The organism is Mesorhizobium sp. M1307 (assembly GCF_040318155.1).
Taxonomy (GTDB): domain Bacteria; phylum Pseudomonadota; class Alphaproteobacteria; order Rhizobiales; family Rhizobiaceae; genus Mesorhizobium.
Genome location: NZ_JAMYLR010000050.1, coordinates 24,657 through 41,242, shown reverse-complemented (window position 1 = coordinate 41,242; position 16,586 = coordinate 24,657). Strand labels below are relative to the sequence as shown.

At 62.7% G+C, this 16,586-nt stretch carries 20 protein-coding genes; 13 read left to right on the top strand and 7 right to left on the bottom strand.

Translation table 11 applies throughout. The features are described from left to right. Nucleotides 1–311: transposase (locus NKH16_RS30800; protein WP_352826951.1), on the top strand; the 311-nt coding region annotated here is incomplete at its 5' end. A 244-nt stretch (nt 312–555) separates the two neighbouring features. Here the strand turns inward: NKH16_RS30800 and NKH16_RS30795 are convergent. Further along, the gene (locus NKH16_RS30795; protein WP_023678994.1) at nt 556–702 is read right to left on the bottom strand and encodes a hypothetical protein; all 147 of its coding nucleotides are present in this window, start codon (nt 700–702) and stop codon (nt 556–558) included. A gap of 407 nt (nt 703–1,109) precedes the next feature. Between NKH16_RS30795 and NKH16_RS30790 the strand changes: the two genes are divergently transcribed. The 3 genes from NKH16_RS30790 (at nt 1,110) to ligD (ending at nt 5,115) form a co-directional block, all read left to right on the top strand. Then, nucleotides 1,110–1,616 carry a YciE/YciF ferroxidase family protein gene (locus NKH16_RS30790; protein WP_352451918.1) on the top strand — a complete coding sequence of 169 codons (507 nt, stop codon included), beginning with the start codon at nt 1,110–1,112 and terminating at the stop codon, nt 1,614–1,616. Nucleotides 1,617–1,752: 136 nt separating this feature from the next. Then, nucleotides 1,753–2,604, top strand: a complete 852-nt coding sequence (gene ku / locus NKH16_RS30785) for a non-homologous end joining protein Ku (protein ID WP_352451862.1) — start codon at nt 1,753–1,755, stop codon at nt 2,602–2,604. A 9-nt stretch (nt 2,605–2,613) separates the two neighbouring features. Next, nucleotides 2,614–5,115 (top strand): DNA ligase D, encoded by a 2,502-nt coding sequence (gene ligD, locus NKH16_RS30780; protein WP_352457888.1) that lies wholly within the window; start codon nt 2,614–2,616, stop codon nt 5,113–5,115. 119 nt (nt 5,116–5,234) lie between these two features. On the opposite strand, the gene NKH16_RS30775 is transcribed toward ligD, so the two are convergent. After that, nucleotides 5,235–5,909, bottom strand: coding sequence for an ArsR/SmtB family transcription factor (locus NKH16_RS30775; RefSeq protein ID WP_352457887.1), 675 nt, complete (start codon nt 5,907–5,909; stop codon nt 5,235–5,237). Between the two features lie 69 nt (nt 5,910–5,978). Here NKH16_RS30775 and NKH16_RS30770 point away from each other — a divergent pair, with 69 nt between their 5' ends. The 3 genes from NKH16_RS30770 to NKH16_RS30760 all read left to right on the top strand — a co-directional run bounded on the left by NKH16_RS30770 (nt 5,979) and on the right by NKH16_RS30760 (nt 6,964). Next, a complete protein-coding gene (locus NKH16_RS30770; protein ID WP_352451859.1) occupies nt 5,979–6,194 on the top strand; it encodes a DUF1127 domain-containing protein in 216 nt (71 codons plus the stop codon). A 96-nt stretch (nt 6,195–6,290) separates the two neighbouring features. Beyond that, the gene (locus NKH16_RS30765) at nt 6,291–6,623 is read left to right on the top strand and encodes an NIPSNAP family protein (protein ID WP_352451858.1); all 333 of its coding nucleotides are present in this window, start codon (nt 6,291–6,293) and stop codon (nt 6,621–6,623) included. After that, nucleotides 6,620–6,964, top strand: coding sequence for an antibiotic biosynthesis monooxygenase family protein (locus NKH16_RS30760; RefSeq protein ID WP_023679001.1), 345 nt, complete (start codon nt 6,620–6,622; stop codon nt 6,962–6,964). The genes NKH16_RS30765 and NKH16_RS30760 overlap by 4 nt, the downstream gene beginning before the upstream one ends. Nucleotides 6,965–6,970: 6 nt before the next feature. Here NKH16_RS30760 and mbfA read toward each other — a convergent pair whose 3' ends face one another. Further along, the gene (gene mbfA / locus NKH16_RS30755) at nt 6,971–7,954 is read right to left on the bottom strand and encodes an iron exporter MbfA (RefSeq protein ID WP_352451856.1); all 984 of its coding nucleotides are present in this window, start codon (nt 7,952–7,954) and stop codon (nt 6,971–6,973) included. A 181-nt stretch (nt 7,955–8,135) separates the two neighbouring features. Here mbfA and NKH16_RS30750 point away from each other — a divergent pair, with 181 nt between their 5' ends. From NKH16_RS30750 to NKH16_RS30740, 3 genes are all read left to right on the top strand, one after another. After that, the gene (locus NKH16_RS30750) at nt 8,136–8,453 is read left to right on the top strand and encodes a hypothetical protein (RefSeq protein ID WP_352747398.1); all 318 of its coding nucleotides are present in this window, start codon (nt 8,136–8,138) and stop codon (nt 8,451–8,453) included. Between the two features lie 206 nt (nt 8,454–8,659). Beyond that, nucleotides 8,660–9,637: a threonine/serine dehydratase family protein gene (locus NKH16_RS30745; protein ID WP_352747401.1), complete on the top strand. Its 978-nt coding sequence runs from the start codon at nt 8,660–8,662 to the stop codon at nt 9,635–9,637. Nucleotides 9,638–9,729: 92 nt separating this feature from the next. Then, entirely contained in the window at nt 9,730–10,383 is a 654-nt protein-coding gene (locus NKH16_RS30740) for a glutathione S-transferase family protein (protein ID WP_352903350.1), read from the top strand. Nucleotides 10,384–10,419: 36 nt separating this feature from the next. On the opposite strand, the gene NKH16_RS30735 is transcribed toward NKH16_RS30740, so the two are convergent. The 4 genes from NKH16_RS30735 to NKH16_RS30720 are packed head-to-tail and all read right to left on the bottom strand — an operon-like array spanning nt 10,420 to nt 14,148. Beyond that, complete coding sequence (locus tag NKH16_RS30735; RefSeq protein ID WP_023679006.1) at nt 10,420–11,556, bottom strand: ABC transporter permease; 1,137 nt, start codon at nt 11,554–11,556, stop codon at nt 10,420–10,422. Between the two features lie 8 nt (nt 11,557–11,564). Beyond that, nucleotides 11,565–12,485, bottom strand: a complete 921-nt coding sequence (locus NKH16_RS30730; protein ID WP_352903348.1) for an ABC transporter ATP-binding protein — start codon at nt 12,483–12,485, stop codon at nt 11,565–11,567. Further along, a complete protein-coding gene (locus tag NKH16_RS30725; protein ID WP_352903346.1) occupies nt 12,482–13,435 on the bottom strand; it encodes an HlyD family secretion protein in 954 nt (317 codons plus the stop codon). Before NKH16_RS30725 ends, NKH16_RS30730 begins: the two co-directional genes overlap by 4 nt. Beyond that, nucleotides 13,432–14,148 carry a CerR family C-terminal domain-containing protein gene (locus NKH16_RS30720; RefSeq protein ID WP_352903345.1) on the bottom strand — a complete coding sequence of 239 codons (717 nt, stop codon included), beginning with the start codon at nt 14,146–14,148 and terminating at the stop codon, nt 13,432–13,434. Before NKH16_RS30720 ends, NKH16_RS30725 begins: the two co-directional genes overlap by 4 nt. An 88-nt stretch (nt 14,149–14,236) precedes the next feature. Here NKH16_RS30720 and NKH16_RS30715 point away from each other — a divergent pair, with 88 nt between their 5' ends. The 3 genes from NKH16_RS30715 to NKH16_RS30705 are packed head-to-tail and all read left to right on the top strand — an operon-like array spanning nt 14,237 to nt 16,487. Next, complete coding sequence (locus tag NKH16_RS30715) at nt 14,237–14,710, top strand: CYTH domain-containing protein (protein ID WP_352473606.1); 474 nt, start codon at nt 14,237–14,239, stop codon at nt 14,708–14,710. After that, entirely contained in the window at nt 14,707–15,648 is a 942-nt protein-coding gene (locus NKH16_RS30710; protein WP_352903343.1) for a CHAD domain-containing protein, read from the top strand. The genes NKH16_RS30715 and NKH16_RS30710 overlap by 4 nt, the downstream gene beginning before the upstream one ends. A 41-nt stretch (nt 15,649–15,689) precedes the next feature. Beyond that, on the top strand, nt 15,690–16,487 hold the full coding sequence (locus NKH16_RS30705; RefSeq protein WP_352684032.1) for a C40 family peptidase: 798 nt from the start codon (nt 15,690–15,692) through the stop codon (nt 16,485–16,487). Nucleotides 16,488–16,586: the final 99 nt, after the last annotated feature.

Sequence of the window (16,586 nt, the reverse complement as noted above, 5' to 3'; positions counted from 1 at the left end):
AATGGCAGGCCAAATACCCGAAGCTGGTCAACTGGGTGGAAGATAACATCGAGGAGACGCTGAGCTTCTATCGGCTGCCGCTAGCCCACCACAAGCACATGAAGTCGACGAACATGCTGGAGCGGCTGAACCAGGAGATCAAGCGGCGCACCCTGGTCGTTCGCATCTTCCCCAACCCGCGGAGCTGTCTGCGGCTGGTTCGGGCATTGGCGGTGGAGATCCACGAGAACTGGCTCGAGGCGACCCGCTACCTCAACATGGATCATCTGCGCGAGCACAAGAAGGAGAGCCTGAGGGCCTTGGCCGCCTGAGCACCGTCATGTGTCCGCCGCTCCGCTAAACACGGGGGCTGCGCGGCGGACACGCCGACGTCACCGCAATGCCACGCCATTTTGCAGAACTTGACGCACACAACTAGCCCGGAATGCTAGAGGCTTGGCGTTGTCGCACGCCGTCTGTCGGTCAGCGCAGGCCGCTCGGCGCGATAGGTCGTTGACCGATTGTCGGCGTCGGGCCGGCAGATTCGGCTGTCGTGACGGCTCTCCATGCTCATCATCAGCGCACGCTGATCCCAAGCGTGTTGCCACGGCGCGCGCAGGCGGGGCCTGGGCCGCGCATATAATAGCGCTCAGGCCGATAGGTCGGCGCGACGAATTCGCGGATGGCGGCGGCATAGCCGGCGATTTGATTCCAGAAGCTCATTTTACTCGGTCCCTGTCCCGTTTCGGATGTCCCTTCCGAATTGCGGGGATCATAGCGTCCAGGCGTGAATAGTCGGTGAACGCGATGTTAATCTCTGGTCGAAAATGCCTTTGTTCATGGCTGGAATGCGGCTGATTCGCGGTGTTTCCATGCAGTCCGGCGGCATTTCGTCCAGTGTGACTTTTGCATCACATATGTTTCGCCTGAATGTCGCAGAGGCGCGGTTTTGTTTCAGGTTTTGCCGGACCGCGAAATTTCCGTGCACGCGGCCGGAAAACCAGGAACCGGCCCGTCAGCCGCACGTTGATTCCCAGTGCCGGGACGAACCGGCGCCGCAGGCTGTGGTGCTCGGGTGGGCCGCAGCCAAAAAAATCCGAAACTGCAAGAGCAATGGAAAGGCAAAGGCCATGGGTTTCTTTTCGAAGGATATCAAAACCCTCGACGACCTCTTCGTGCACACGCTGCGCGACATCTATTACGCTGAAAAACAGATCGAGAAATCGCTGCCGAAGATGATCGACAAGGCGAGTGATGCGCAGCTGAAAGCCGGCTTTGAGAAACATCTCGCTCAGACCAAGGGTCATATCCAGCGTGTCGAGCAGGTGTTCGAACTGCACGGCGTGAAGGCCAAGCAGGTCGACTGCCCGGCCATCGACGGCATTCTCGAAGAAGCCGACGACGTCAGCGGCGACATCGCCGACAAGGAGGTCCTCGACGCTGCGCTGATCGCCTCCGCCCAGGCGGTCGAGCATTATGAGATGACCCGTTACGGCACCCTGATTGCTTGGGCCAAGCAACTGGGCCGCAGCGACTGCGCCAATGTGTTGGCCAACAACCTCAAGGAGGAGCAGGCAACCGACCGCAAGCTTACCGAAATAGCGGAAAGCAAGGTCAACCTGCAAGCCGCCGAGTAGGGCAGCGAGCGAGAACAAGGCAAGGCTGGGTTGAAAGCTCGGACTTGCCTTTTGCGCCGCCGGAACCGGAACGGACTTTGGCCGTTCTCGGTTGAACGCCGTTATCGGTTGAACATTGTCGCGCAGGGAGTTTGTCATGGCGCCGCGACCCGCCTGGAGAGGGTATCTCAAGCTTTCGCTGGTCACTTGCGCCGTCGAACTGACCAATGTCGTCACCCAGGCCGAGAAAGTCTCGTTCCGCGTGCTCAACCGCAAGACCGGCAATACCGTCAAGCGCGTCTATGTCGATTCGGCAAGCGGCAAGCCGCTCGATGAAGGCGACGAGATCAAGGGCTACGAGATCGGCGACGGCGACTTCGTCCAAATCGAGGAGGAGGAGATCGAAGCCGTGCAGATCGAATCCTCGCATACGATGAGCCTCGATGGTTTCATCGAAAAATCCTCGATCCAGCAGATCTATCTCGATGCGCCCTATTATGTGACGCCTGCGGACGAGGTCTCGGAAGAGGCCTTCGCCGTCATCCGCGACGCCATGGCCGCCAAGAAGACGGCGGGGCTAGCCCGCATTGTGCTCTATCGCCGCGAACGTCCGGTGGTCATCGAGCCGTTGGGCAAGGGTCTGCTGCTGACGACCCTGCGCTATGGCGATACGGTTCGCAGGCCCGAGATGGTGTTCGGCGACATCAAGCCGGTGAAGACCGACGCCGAGATGATCAGGCTGGCCGAACACATCGTCGATGAGAAACAGGCGAAGTTCGATCCTTCCGAATTCGAGGACAAATACGAAAGCGCCCTGATGGAGCTGGTCCGCGCCAAGAAGGCCGGCAAGAAGGCACCGAAGACCAAGGCGGAACCACGGCCCTCCAACGTCGTCAACCTCTTCGATGCGCTGAAGAAGAGCCTTTCGTCGGAAGCCGGTGCGCCGGCAAAGACCGGACGCCCGGCAAAAGGCGCCAAGTCCAAAGCCGCCCGGCGCAAATCTGCTTAGGATCCGCCCATGGCCGGCCTCGAGCAGTATCACGCCAAGCGCAATTTCAAGAAGACGGCCGAACCAGCCGGCAAGGTTTCGCGCGGCAAGAAAGCCGTGCCGGGTGGCATCTTCGTCATCCACAAGCATGCCGCCACCAGGCTTCACTACGACCTTCGTCTCGAGCACGGCGGCGTGCTGTGGAGCTGGGCGGTGACGCGAGGCCCGAGCCTCGACCCGCACGAAAAGCGGCTCGCCGTGCATGTCGAGGACCACCCGATCGACTATGCGCCGTTTGAAGGCACCATCCCGAAGGACCAATATGGCGGCGGCTCGGTCATTGTCTGGGATGAGGGAACTTGGGTCCCCGATGGCGACCCGGCAAAGGCGATGAAGAAAGGCCATATCAGTTTCGAACTGCATGGCCACAAATTGCATGGCGCATGGCATCTGGTGCGGCTGAAGCCGCGTCCGGGCGAAAAGCGTGACAACTGGTTGCTGATCAAATCCGACGATGCCGCCGCGCGTCCGGGCGAGGACATTTTGCAGGAGGCGCCGCAATCGGTGAAATCCGGCCTGACCATCGAGGAGGTCGGCCAAGGCAAGACCGCCGACGGCAAGAAGCCAAGCGTCTGGCAGTCCGACAGGCCGGCTACCGGCAAGAAGGCAGTCGCGGCAAGGCGGCTCGAATTCATCGAACCGGCGCTCGCAACGCTGGAGCGGGACGCGCCGCCCGGCAAGGACTGGCTGCATGAGGTGAAGTTCGACGGCTATCGCATGCAGGCGCAGCTTGCCGGTACCGAGGTGCGGCTTTTGACGCGCACCGGCCTCGACTGGACCGACAAATTCGGTGGCGCGATTGTCGCCGCACTTGGCGGCCTGAAATGCACCGACGCCATCATCGACGGCGAAATCGTCGTGCTGGCGGATAATGGCGTGTCGTCATTCTCGCTGCTGCAGCAAGATCTGTCGGCGGGCCGCACGGATCGTTTCATCTACTACGTTTTCGACCTGTTGCGTCTCAACGGTGAGGATATCCGTTCCGAGCCGCTGGTCGAGCGCAAGGAAAGGCTGCGCACTTTGCTCGCCGGACAGGCCGAGGATCAGGCTGTGCGCTTCAGCGACCACTTTGCCGAGCCCGGCAAGATCATGCTGGAGCATGCTTGCCGGCTGGGGCTCGAAGGCGTCGTCTCCAAGCGTGCCGATGCGCCCTACCGCAGCGGTCGTGTTCCCTCGTGGGTGAAGTCGAAATGCACGGCGCGCCAGGAATTCGTCATCGGCGGCTATATGCCGTCGGACAAGACCGGGCGCGGCCTGCGCTCGCTGCTGGTCGGCTATCACGAGGGCGGCAAGCTGCGCTATGCCGGCCGCGTCGGCACCGGCTTCACGGCCAAAAGCACCAACGAGTTGAAGAAGAGGCTTGATGCGCTAAAGACGACGTCCTCGCCCTTCGACAGGGCGGTGCCAAGGGGCAAGGGGCTGGTCTGGGTCAAGCCCGAACTTGTCGGCGAAGTGGAGTTTCGCAGTTGGACGTCGGACCGTATAATACGCCACGCGTCGTTCCAGGGATTGCGCGAGGACAAGCCGGCGGAGGAAGTCGTGCAGGAGAAACCGAAAGCACGCTCAGCTCCGGCAGAGCAGCCCAAGGCAAAGCCCGCCAAACCCGCCGGGACGGCGAAAACGTCGGTTACGCTGTCTCGCCCGGACAAGCTTCTGTGGCCGCAGGAGGAGGTGTCAAAGCAGGATCTAGTCGACCATTACGCACTGGTCTGGCCGCGCATGAAGCAATTCATCATCAACCGGCCGCTCAGCCTCGTGCGGGCGCCGGACGGCGTTGGCGGCCCACGGTTTTTCCAGAAGCATGCCTCAGCGGGCATGAGTGAAAAAATAGCCGTGATGAAGGATCCGACGGACGGCGAGGAAATCCTGTTCGTCCGCGATTTCGACGGCGTCGCGGCGCTGGTGCAACTGGGCGTCGTCGAGATCCACATCTGGGGCTCGACCACCAACGATCTGGAAAAACCCGACCAGATCATCTTCGATCTTGATCCGGACGAGGGCGTCGACGTGAAGGCGGTGCGCGCGGCGGCGCTCGATATCCGCGGCCGGCTCGACGAACTGTCCCTGCCGAATTTCGTCAAGACGTCAGGTGGCAAGGGCTATCATGTCGTCGTGCCGCTGAAGCCGTCGGCGGATTGGGACGAGGTCAAAGGCTTCGCCCATGAGTTCGCCCGAGCGCTCGAACAGGCCGCGCCCGACCGCTACACGGCGACGCTGTCGAAGAGGGCGCGCACCGGCAAGATTTTCGTCGATTATCTGCGCAACGGCCGCGGCGCCACCACGGTTGCGCCTTATTCGTCGCGCGCCAAAAAAGGCGCCACGATATCGATGCCAGTGACCTGGGCGGAAATCGAGGCCGGATTGCCGCCGAACGCCTTTCCGATCGGCGACAAGACGACGCTGAAGCGGCTCGGGCAAGCCGATCCCTGGGCGGATTTTTTCAAGCAGGCTAAGCCGCTCAAGCGCGGCTAATGCATGCCGCGCAAAAATGTGCAGCGGTTTGCGACAACGACATGCTTCAAAACAAAAAGATACAGCGGTTCGGCGTTTCCGTGAAACGACGAACCGTTCTAGCGCATTGAAGCGAGCCGTCAGGCGAGAAACGTCGTCTCGAAGGCCTGCTTGCCTACCGGTGAAAAGATCACGGCACGGCTGTCCTTCTCGCGCCGCGCCCATTTCTCGGCGAGGATCTTGTCGAGAATGGCGGCGCCCAGCGTGCCGGCGAGGTGCGAACGCCGCACGCTCCAGTCGAGGCAGGCGCGGCACACCGGTCGCCGCGCTTTGGTATGGATGTCGATGCCGATCGCGGCGAAATGCGAGGCGGCCGACGGCCCAAGCTGGATCACCTTGTCGTCGCGCAGGAGCACTTGTCGAGCCACAAGACGGTCCAGCATCGCCACCGCCCGCTCGCCGGCGAGGTGATCGTAGCAGACCCGCGCCACGCGCATGGCCGCGTCGCGAGGGCCGGGTCGCACCCTCTGCGGTCCGACCGCAGCGGCAACGCCGGTGATGGCTTCGATCATTCCCGCCACCTGCGGGCCGGCGAGGCCGTAATAGCGGTGCCGCCCCTGGCTCGCCAGTGTCAGCAGCCCGCCTTCCATCAGCTTCGACAGATGCGAGCTCGCTGTCGGAAGCGACACCCCGGCTTCGAGTGCCAGTTCGCTCGCCGTCAGTGCCGTGCCGCCCATCAATACGGACAGCATGTTTGCCCGCGCCGGATCGCCCACCAGGCTGGCAATGCGGGCTATGTCAGGTCCTTCGCGCATAGTTCGTTCCTCATCGAAGCATCCTCGTCAGATAAAGCATTAGTCTCGATGCAAATCAAGGAGACAACGATGCCTGCAAGGACCATTCTCAGCGCCGCGCCTGCTCGCCGGCCGTTCCCGTTCATTGTCTTGCGCCGCTTGCGGCTGCGGCTCCTGAAGCAGTGGTACGACCGTCATTTGCAGCGTCTCGACCTCGCCGAGATCGACGATCATCTGCTGCGTGACCTTGGCCTGACACCTGAAGACGTCCGCCGCGAATGCGCGAAATCGTTCTGGCAGGCATGATCAGCGAGGGATTTGCCTAGCATATCGATCTTCGGAACGTTTCGATCCGGCTCGAACTGTGACCGCAAGAAAACATCCACCGCCAAGGAGGCGAAAATGACCATCACCTGCTTCATCCGCTACGAGATCGATCCGTTCGGCAAGGCGGCATTCGAGGAATATGCACGCAATTGGGGGCAGGCGATCCCGCGCTGCGGCGCCGATCTGGTCGGCTATTTCGCGCCGCACGAAGGCTCGGCCACCACGGCTTATGCCGCCTACAACATCGACAGTCTTGCGGCCTACGAAGCCTACCGCGCCCGGCTCGCCGCCGATCCCGCCGGCAAGGCGAACTACGAGTTCGCCCGACGGGAAAAATTCATTCTGAAGGAGGACCGCATCTTCCTCAAGCTGGCCTCCGGGCCGCATGCTCCTTTGGTGAAGCCATGATCGCCGTCATCTTCGAGGTCGAGCCGGCGGCGGGCAAGCGCGATGCCTATCTCGGCATCGCCGCCGACCTACGCCCACTGCTCGACGGCATCGACGGTTTCCTGTCGATCGAGCGCTTCCAGAGCCTTGCCGATCCGAACCGCATCCTGTCGCTGTCCTTCTGGCGCGACGAGGACGCGGTGAAGACCTGGCGCAACACGCAGGAACATCGGCAGGCGCAGAAGGCCGGGCGCGGCGGTATCTTTGCGGACTATCGTTTGCGCATCGCCCATGTCGTGCGCGATTACGGCCTGACCGAACGCGCAGAGGCGCCTCAGGACAGCCAGGCGGTAAATGGTTAAGGACTGTTAGGCATTCCCGATCAGCACCCCTGCCGCAAACACCAGCGCGCCACCCAGCACCACCTGGAAGGCGGCGCGCCAGAATGGCGTCTGCATGTAGCGGTTCTGCACGAAGGCGATCGCCCACAGCTCGAAGAAAACCACCACGGCGGCGACAATGGTCGCCGTCCAAAAAAGCGGGATTAGATAGGGCAGCGCATGGCCGAGCCCGCCCAGCGTCGTCATGACGCCGACGGTCAGCCCGCGTTTTGCCGGCGAGCCGCGGCCCGATAATTTGCCGTCGTCGGAAGCCACCTCGGTGAAACCCATCGAGATGCCAGCGCCGATCGAGGCGGCAAGCCCGACCAGAAAGGTCTGGAACGTATCATGCGTGGCAAAGGCGGCGGCAAAGATCGGCGCCAGCGTCGACACCGAGCCATCCATCAGCCCGGCCAGCCCCGGTTGGACATAGGTCAGGATGAACTGGCGCTGCTCGGCTGCTGTTTCTTCGTCCTTGACCGCGCCCGGCACATGCTTTTGCTCCAGCCGCTGCGCCAGTGTCTCGTGGCCCTGTTCTGCGATCGCCAGATCGTCGAGCAGCTTTCGCGTCGACGCATCGCCTGTGCGTTTGGCCGCCTCGATATAGAACAGGTAGGCCTGCCGCTCCATGGCCTCGGCTTGGCTGCGCACATGATCGATGCCGAGCGGCCTCACCAGCCAGTCCGGCTTGCGTTCGTAATAGCCCTTCACATGTTCGCGCCGGATCAGCGGTATGCGCTCGCCGAAACGCTTGCGGTAAAGCTCGATCAGCGAATCGCGATGGCCGTCCTCCTCCTCCGCCATCTCCTCGAACACCTTGGCCGATTGCGGAAAGCTCTCCGCCAGCCCGTCGGCATAGGCGCGATAGATGCGCCCGTCATCCTCCTCGGAGGAGATGGCGAGCGCCAGGATCTCCTGTTCCGAGAGCGATTCAAAGGGACGGCGGCCGAAGCCGAAAACGCGGGAAAGCATGAGAAATTCACCCTAGTTTAGAATAGTTCTAAACTATGACCTCGCACGTCGCCGGTCAATCGTGTGCGCTCCACTCATGCTCAAAAGGTACAGGCTTCAAAATTCCGAACACATCGCCGTTGCTATCGGCAAACGTTCACTTATATAACCGAATCTCAACCAAGAAAAAGGAACGCCGCAGATGCCGGAAAAACAGCAGCTGTTTGATCCCAAACCGGTTCTCGACCTTATCGCTAATATTGTGGCGGATCTGCAGCGCCTGAAAGGCCTAGTCGAGCAGCAGGTCGAAAAATTTGATCCCGCCAATCCGCACAACAAGGCTCCCGACGGCAAGTTGACCGAGGAGGGCGTCGAGTGCTGCTATCGGCTGTTCGACGAGGGCAAGTCGCGCTATTCGGTCGCCCAACAGATGAAGATCTCCTTCGCCGCCGCCACCCACCGCTTCAACACCTGGCGCAAGATGGGCGGCCCCAAACGGCAAAAGACGCTGTTGGGGTGAGGAGCGGCAGGCTATGCCGGTCAATCGACAACGATTTGTCGACTGAAGCGACGAATGCATGGCAGAGGGCCGAGGAGGCGGTGGGGACAGTCACGCCCCACTCTCCTGCCTCCAAGGACGAATTGTAACGGTCACATTTTTTCATTGGTGCGCCGCCTCCCTTTCCATGCAGCATAGGCGGTCTCATCTCTTGCAGGACCCTAGCCATGACCACCCCTCCCGGCATCGCCGATATTCACAGCGCAGCAGCGCGATTGTCCGGACTGATCGTCGAAACGCCGCTGATCGAATCGCCGGAGTTGAACAAGCGCTTCGGCGCCAGGATCCTGTTCAAGCCCGAGACGTTGCAGCGCACCGGCTCGTTCAAGTTCCGCGGTGCATACAACAAGCTCTCCTCGCTCTCGGCGGAAGAACGCGCCCGCGGCGTCGTCGCCTTCTCGTCGGGTAATCACGCGCAAGGCGTCGCCGCCGCGGCGGCGATGTTCGGCGTCAAGGCCGTAATCGCCATGCCTACCGACGCGCCGGCGATGAAGGTCGGCAATGTCAGGAAGATGGGCGCCGAAGTGATCACCTTCGACCGGGTCCGCGACGATCGCACTGCCGTCGTCCGTTCTTACGTGGAAAACGGCATGGTCCTGGTGCCGCCCTACGACGATCCGGCTATCATCGCCGGCCAGGGCACGATCGGCCTCGAATTGATGCGCCAAGCAAGAGCGCTTGGCGTCAGCCTCGATGCGGTAGTGGTTCCCTGCGGCGGCGGCGGGTTGAGCAGCGGCATTTCGATCGCGGTCAAGGACGCCTCGCCGGGCACCGCCGTCTGGGCCGTGGAACCCGAGCATTTCGACGACACACGCCGTTCGCTGATCAAAGGCGCCAGGGTGTCGAACGCGCCCGGCCCCACCTCGATCTGCGATGCCCTTCTCGTCGCCGAGCCGGGTGCGATCACTTTCGAGATCAACCGCAAGAATCTCGCGGGCGCCATCGCCGTTTCCGACAAGGCGGTGGCACAGGCGATGCGCGATGCGATGGCTTGCTTGAAGCTGGTCGTCGAACCTGGCGGTTGCGTCGGCTTGGCCGCGCTGTCGTCAGGCGAGATCGACCTTGCCGGGAAATCCATTGCCGTGGTGCTCTCCGGCGGCAATGTCGATCTCAGCACCTATGCCGAGATCATTGCTGCCGGCTAGGATAGCAACCAGTTCCAGCTCATGTGCCGATTCGAGGTGCTCAAGCGTCCGTTGTACCCGGTCGAACCGGTACGCTTCAAAGACTGAGATCAATGAAACTGTTCTTCAGCCGCAATCCCAATCCTCGCCTCGCGGTCGCGGTGGCATGGTATCTCAACGCCAAGGTCGAGTTTGAATTCGCCTCTCCCTTCGCTCCGGGCCAGGCCGAGCGATTTCGGCCGCTCAATCCAAATCTTTCATTGCCCATCCTTATAGGTTCGGGAAAAAGCCTCTGGGAGGCCGACGCCATAGCCTGTCGGCTTTCGCGCGATATGCATTCGGATTTCTGGCGCGCCGGCGACGACGAGCCCGAGATGATCCGATGGCTGAGTTGGGGGAAAGAGAACTTCGCAAGAGCCTGCGATGTCGTGCATTTCGAACGCGGGACCAAACAGCGCTATGGGCTCGGCCCGATAGATCAGGCGCGGGTTGAGGAGGGCCTGAGGGACTTCAGTACCGCCGCTGCAATACTTGATGCCGAGCTTTCTGAGCGCGACTGGCTGGTCGGCAATTCGGTTTCCTACGCCGACTTTCGAATGGCGACGTTTCTGCCCTTCAACGATGTCGCCCGATTGCCGCTCGATGACTATCCCTCTGTCAGTCGCTGGTATCTTCAACTCGAAGAAATCGACGCCTGGCGCGATCCCTTCGAAGGGCTCAATGCGCCTGAATTGACACCGGTCCCGGGCCAGGCCAAGTCCGTGTGAATCTCGATCTTTTGCACAAGCGGATCGAGTTCGACCCTAATCCAGCGTCCGGCGGAACCGCACCAGCGCAATGCCGGCGAACAGCGCCACGAACACCACCAGCCAGCCGATCTCCGTTGCCACCGCCGGCAGTTCGGCGCCCTTCAGCATCACCGCGCGGATAATGCGCAGGAAATGCGTCAGCGGCAGCACTTCGCCGAAAACCTGCGCCCAGTCCGGCATGCCGCGATAGGGGAACATGAAGCCGGACAGCATGATCGACGGCAGGAAGAAGAAGAAGGTGAGCTGCAGGGCCTGCATCTGCGTGCGGGCGATCGTCGAGATCGTGTAGCCGAGCAGCACCAGCGCCAAGACGAAGATCAGGACCGCCGTCAACAGCAGCGACATAGATCCGGTGAAGGGTATGGCAAACAGAAGCTTCGAGGCTGCCAGCACCACCAGCACCTGCACGGCGCCTACCGCCAGATAGGGCAGCACCTTGCCCAGCATGATCTCGAGCGGGCTTGACGGCATCGCCAGAAGGTTCTCCATCGTGCCGCGCTCGGTCTCGCGTGTCAGCGCGATCGAGGTCATCATCACCATCGTCATCTGCAGGATGACGCCGAGCAGGCCGGGCACGATGTTGTATTGCGAGACGGCTTCCGGATTGTAGCGCCGGTGCACCACCACCTGGAGCTGGCCCCGGGCAGCCTCGGCCGCCGTTTCCTGCATGCCGCGTGCCCTGAGCAGCGCCTGGTTGGCGACGGTGCCGAGCGTCGAGATGGCGCCGCTGGCGACGGCCGGGTCGGTCGCATCCGCCTCGATCAGAATCTGCGGGCTGTCGCCGCGCTCGACCCGCCGGGCAAAATCGGCGGGAATGGTGACGACGAAGGCGACGTCGCCGCGCGCCATCAGGAATTCCGCCTCAGCGGCACTTTGCGCGACATGGTCGAAGCGGTAGTAGCCGGTGGTCTGCAGCGCCGAAACCATGGCTCGTGTGTAAGGATCGCTGCTCATCGCCACCAGCGCTGCCGGCAGGCTCTTCGGATCGTTGTTGATGGCATAGCCGAACAGCACCAGCTGCATCAACGGCACGCCGAGCATCATGGCGAAGGTGATGCGGTCGCGCCGCATCTGGATGAACTCCTTGATCAGCAGCGCGCCTAGCCTGGCGAACGAAAAGATGCTGTTTATCCCATTTTTCATCCCATGTTGTCCTTCGAACCGGACATGAACTGGATGAACACATCCTCCAGGCTGGTCTCGCCGGGCGTCACCGTAACGCCCTCGTGCTCTTTCTTGACATCGGCGAGCGCTGCCTGAAGTGCCGTCCTGTCGGAGCCGACGACATGCAGCGTCGCGCCGAACGGCGCCACCTGGTCGACGCCGGGGCGGCCATGAAGTGCGGCAGCGACCTGATCGAGCCGCGGCCCTTGCAGGACGAAGGTGGTCAACCCGGCATTCCTCACCACGTCCTCGACCGTGCCGGTGGCCAGCATCTTGCCGTAGGAGATGTAGCTGATGCGATGGCAGCGCTCGGCCTCATCCATGTAATGGGTGGAGACCAGCACGGTCAGGCCGCCGCTCGCCAGCCGGTGGATCTCGTCCCAGAATTCGCGTCGCGCTTTCGGGTCGACGCCCGCCGTCGGTTCATCGAGCAGCAGCAGTTTCGGCTTGTGCATGATGCAGGCGGCCAGCGCCAGCCGCTGCTTCCAGCCGCCGGACAGGGTACCGGCCAACTGGTCCCTGCGCGATGTCAGGCCGAGCTCCTCAAGCGTCTTAGCCACGTGCTCGTCGAGCGGCTTCAGCCGGTACAGCCGTGCCACGAATTCGAGATTCTCGCCGATCGTCAGATCTTCGTAGAACGAGAATCTCTGCGTCATGTAGCCGACTTCGCGTTTGATCCGCAGGCTGTCGGTGCGGATGTCGAAGCCCAGAACCGTGCCTTTGCCCTCATCCGGCGTCAGCAAGCCGCACATGATGCGGATGGTCGTCGTCTTGCCCGAGCCGTTCGGCCCGAGGAAGCCGACGATCTCGCCCTTGGCCACAGCCATAGTCACATGGTCGACGACGGTCTTGTCGCCGAAGCGCTTGACCAGGCCGTGCACGTCGATGACGTTCATTTTCCGATGTCCGCCAGATCGACGTCGACGATCTGCCCGGGCTGCAATGCGCTGGCGTCGCTCTCCGGCCGCGCTTCGACCAGATAGACCAGCTTTTGCCGGGTCTCGAGCGAGTAGATCACCGGCGGCGTGAATTCCGGATCCGGCGACACGTAGCTGACGCGAGCCTTCACGCCCGATCCGCAACCGTCGCAATGGACGTTGAGCAGCGTGCCGACATCGACCGAGGAGAACGCGCTTTCCGGCACATAGACGCTGAGCTTCACCGCGCCATCCGGCAGTATCGAGATGACCGGCGCGGTCGGCCCGGCCGTGTCGCCGGGATAGCGGATGACATCGTTGACGCGGCCGGGCGAGGGCGCCGTCAGCACGCGCTTCGACAGCCGCCATTGCGCTTGCTCCAGCGCCGACTGCGCCTGCCTGACCTGATTGTCGGCGGCCTTGATCGTCTCCGGCCGTGCCGGCAGGCCGCCGACGGCGAGATTGGCCTCCGCCTGGCCGACCTGCGCGTTGGCCGTCTCCAGCGTCGCGGAAGCCGTGTCGTAGTCGGCCTGTGTGCCGGTGCCGCGTTTGAACAGATCGCTGGCGCGGATGTAACGGCGTTTGGCGTCGGCGGCTTGCGCCTTGGCCATGTCGAGCTGCGCCTTGAGCACCGCAATCTCTTCAGGCCGCTTGCCGACCTGCAGGTCGGCAAGTTGCGCCTGGGCCTGCGCAAGGGCCGCCTCGGCTTGTGCGATGGCGATCTTGGCGTCGGCGTTTTCCAGCGTCACCACCGGCGTGCCGGGCGCGACGCGGTCGCCGCGCTTGACCGCAATCGTCTCGACCTGCGCCACCTCGATCGGCGCGAGCAGGACGTAGTCGCCCTCGACGTAGCCGACGGCGAGCGGTGCTCCCGGCGCGCAGGCGCTGAAAAGCTGGGCGGCAAGCGGCAAAGAACAGAGCAGGCTCATGATCCACGATCCTTTCGGGCAGCCAAATCGCGCCGAGCCAAAATCGCGCTGAGATTATCCGTCACCACCGCCGCGATCTTTCCGGCCTCGTCATTGCCGATCTCGCGCCAGCCCATGCGGCGCATAACCGCCTGGCGGCCGATGCGGAAATAGACGACCTGGCCAATCAGCGTGAACACGGTGAGTTTTGTGCGCTCGCTCTCGGCCGGCTCGCCCGTCGCCTGTTCCCAGATCAGGCAGAGCCGGTTATGCGCCGGTTCGAACACGCCGTCATAGATACGGTCGAGCGCCGCGGTAGGATGCGACAGCTCGCGCAGGACGAACTGTACAATCTCGCCGGCTTCCGGCCTTGCCGCGATGAAGGCGACCATCCGCTCCAGTGCGACGGCTAAATGTGCCCGCGCGGCCTCGGTGTCCGCCAATGCCGCGACCGGCGCCTGCAGATTGCCGATCGCCTGGCCGGCAACGGTCTGGATGGTGTCGACGATGTAGTCGGCCGCCGCGTTGCGGAGCCCTTCCTTGCCGCCGAAATGATAGGCGATCGAGCCGATATTGGCCTTGGCCTCCGCCGCGATCTGGCGCGTCGAGGTGCCGTCGAAACCTTGCCGTCCGAACAGTTTCAACGCCGCGCGGACAAGTGCCGCCCGCGTCATATCGGCGGCGGTCTTGGGCGCCTCATGAGGAAGGCCGCTGGCGCTGGGCGATTTGATCATGGCCAACAATTTAATCAATCGAATGATTAAAGTCAAGTGCGGTCAAGCGGCTTGCCAACTCTGGCCGTGCGCGCTTTAGTGCCTGGCCATGGGCAAGGAAATCGAGCGTAAATTCCTGGTCTCAGGTGAGGAATGGCGGGCAATGGTCGAGGCGGACATTCATATCCGTCAATTCTATCTTGTCGCCGAACCCAGCCGTACGGTTCGTGTTCGCATCAGCAACGATGCGGCCGCCAAGCTGACGCTCAAGTTCGGCAGCCAGGCACGCGAGCGCGATGAATTCGAATATCCGGTACCTTTGGCGGAGGCGCAGGAGATGCAGGCCTTTGCCATCGGACATGTCATCGAGAAGACACGCCACCATGTTAAACATCGCGGCTATCGCTACGAAGTCGATGTCTTCGGCGGGACGCTTGCGGGGTTGGTGATCGCCGAGCTCGAGACGCCGGATGATATACAGGACGAAATGCTGCCACATTGGCTCGGCCGTGAAGTCACCGGCGAGCCGAGATTTTACAACGCGTCGCTCGCCCTTGGGGGGATTCCGGAGATCGTCGCATGAGCTTTCGTATCGATCCGCGCATGTCGCTGACCGGAGAGGTCAGGCGCATCCTCGCCGAGGAGATCGGCAAGGTGATCGACCATCTGAACGCGGCGCGTGACAGGCCCGAACCGGGGCTGCACAAATGCCGCAAACGGCTGAAGAACGTCCGCGCCTTGCTGCGCCTTGTCCGTTCCGGAGACGAAACATTCTGCGTGACGGAGAATCGGTGCTACCGCCAGGTGGCGGCCCTGCTTGCCGGCCCGCGCGAGGCGACCGCGCTGGTCGAAACAATCGACCGGCTGGCGGCAAGCTTTCCCGAGCAAAGTGCCGCCGATGGCCTCGGTGCCGTGCGTGACAGGCTCGTCGCGCGCCAGCATGAACTGCATGGCGGAGCAGGCCTCGATGCTGCGATAGGCGCGGCGATTTCCGCTTGCGAGGAAGGTGTCGCCCGGATCGACAAGCTCGCTCTGCCCGACCAGCCGGAGCAGGCTGCCGACGTGCTCGCCGAAGGCGCGCGCACCACTTTGCGCCGCGCCAGGAAAGCGCTGGACAGGGCGGCTTCGCGCGGCGAAGCCGATGACTTTCACGACCTGCGCAAGGCGGCCAAGACGCATGGCATGCACCTGTCGCTGCTCGGCCGGCTGTGGCCGACGCCGATCAAAACGCGGCGCAAGGCCGTCGACGAATTGGGCGAGCGGCTCGGCGAGCTGCACGATGTGTTCGTCATGCGCGCGCTTCTCGATGCCGAGGACCAGCCACTCGGTCCTGCTGAAGAGACGCGGTTGCTTGCCAAGCTGCTGAAGCGTTCGGAAAAGAGCCTGAAAAAGACCTGCCTCGCCGAGGCGGCCGAGCTTTTCGGCGACAGCCCGAAGCGCTCGACGAGGAAGTTCGCCCGTAAGGCGCGCGAAGATCTCACAGTTGCGCACGAAGACGCCGGCACGCCTGGCGTGGGCTGATCATGGTCTAACTTGCCGCCCTGTGGTAATCGCCGTCTGGCATGACCGAGCCCGGCGACACGCTTCTGGACCGACTTGGCCGCTGGCTTGCCGGCCGGCTGCAGGAGGAATCGTCCGGCTACGAGCCTTACACGCCGTCGGACGCCGAAACGTTGCGCCGCACGCTCGAGCCCGGCGACATCCTGCTCATCGAAGGCAACCAGAAGATCTCGGCGGCGATCAAATACCTCACCCAGTCGACCTGGTCGCATGCCGCCTTCTATATCGGCGATGCATTGCCGGAGCCGGAGGACGGATCGGAGCGGCGGCGCCTGATCGAGGTCACGCTCGGCGATGGCTGCATCGCCGTGCCGCTGTCGCGCTATCGCAGCTACAACACCCGCATCTGCCGGGCGAGTGGCCTGGCTCCGGACGATCGCGAAGCGGTCGTCGCGTTCATGATCGGCAGGCTCGGTCTCAGATACGATCTCAGGAACATATTCGACATGCTGCGCTACTTCTTGCCGACGCCGCCGGTGCCGGTGCGCTGGCGCCGCCGCATGCTGGCTTTCGGTTCCGGCGACCCGACGCGCGCCATCTGCTCGTCGCTGATCGCCGAGGCGTATGGCCTGATCCGCTACCCGATCCTGCCGGAGATTACCCGGGCGCCTGGCCGTGCCTCGGCCCAGTCGAGCTTTTCGCGCAGGGAAATCCTGCACATCCGCCATCACTCGCTCTACACGCCGCGTGATTTCGACCTGTCGCCCTATTTCCGTATTGTCAAGCCGACGCTGGAATACGGCTTCGACTACCGGCAGATGGTCTGGGATGACAAGGTGGCGAACAAGACCGCCGAATAGCCGCTCGATCTTGTGTTTGAGCAGGGGACCTTCTGAGAACCGGTTTGCGGCCGATACTCAGGGGTAAGAAGCTCAGTCAGACTGGCTGCCGCCAACAGC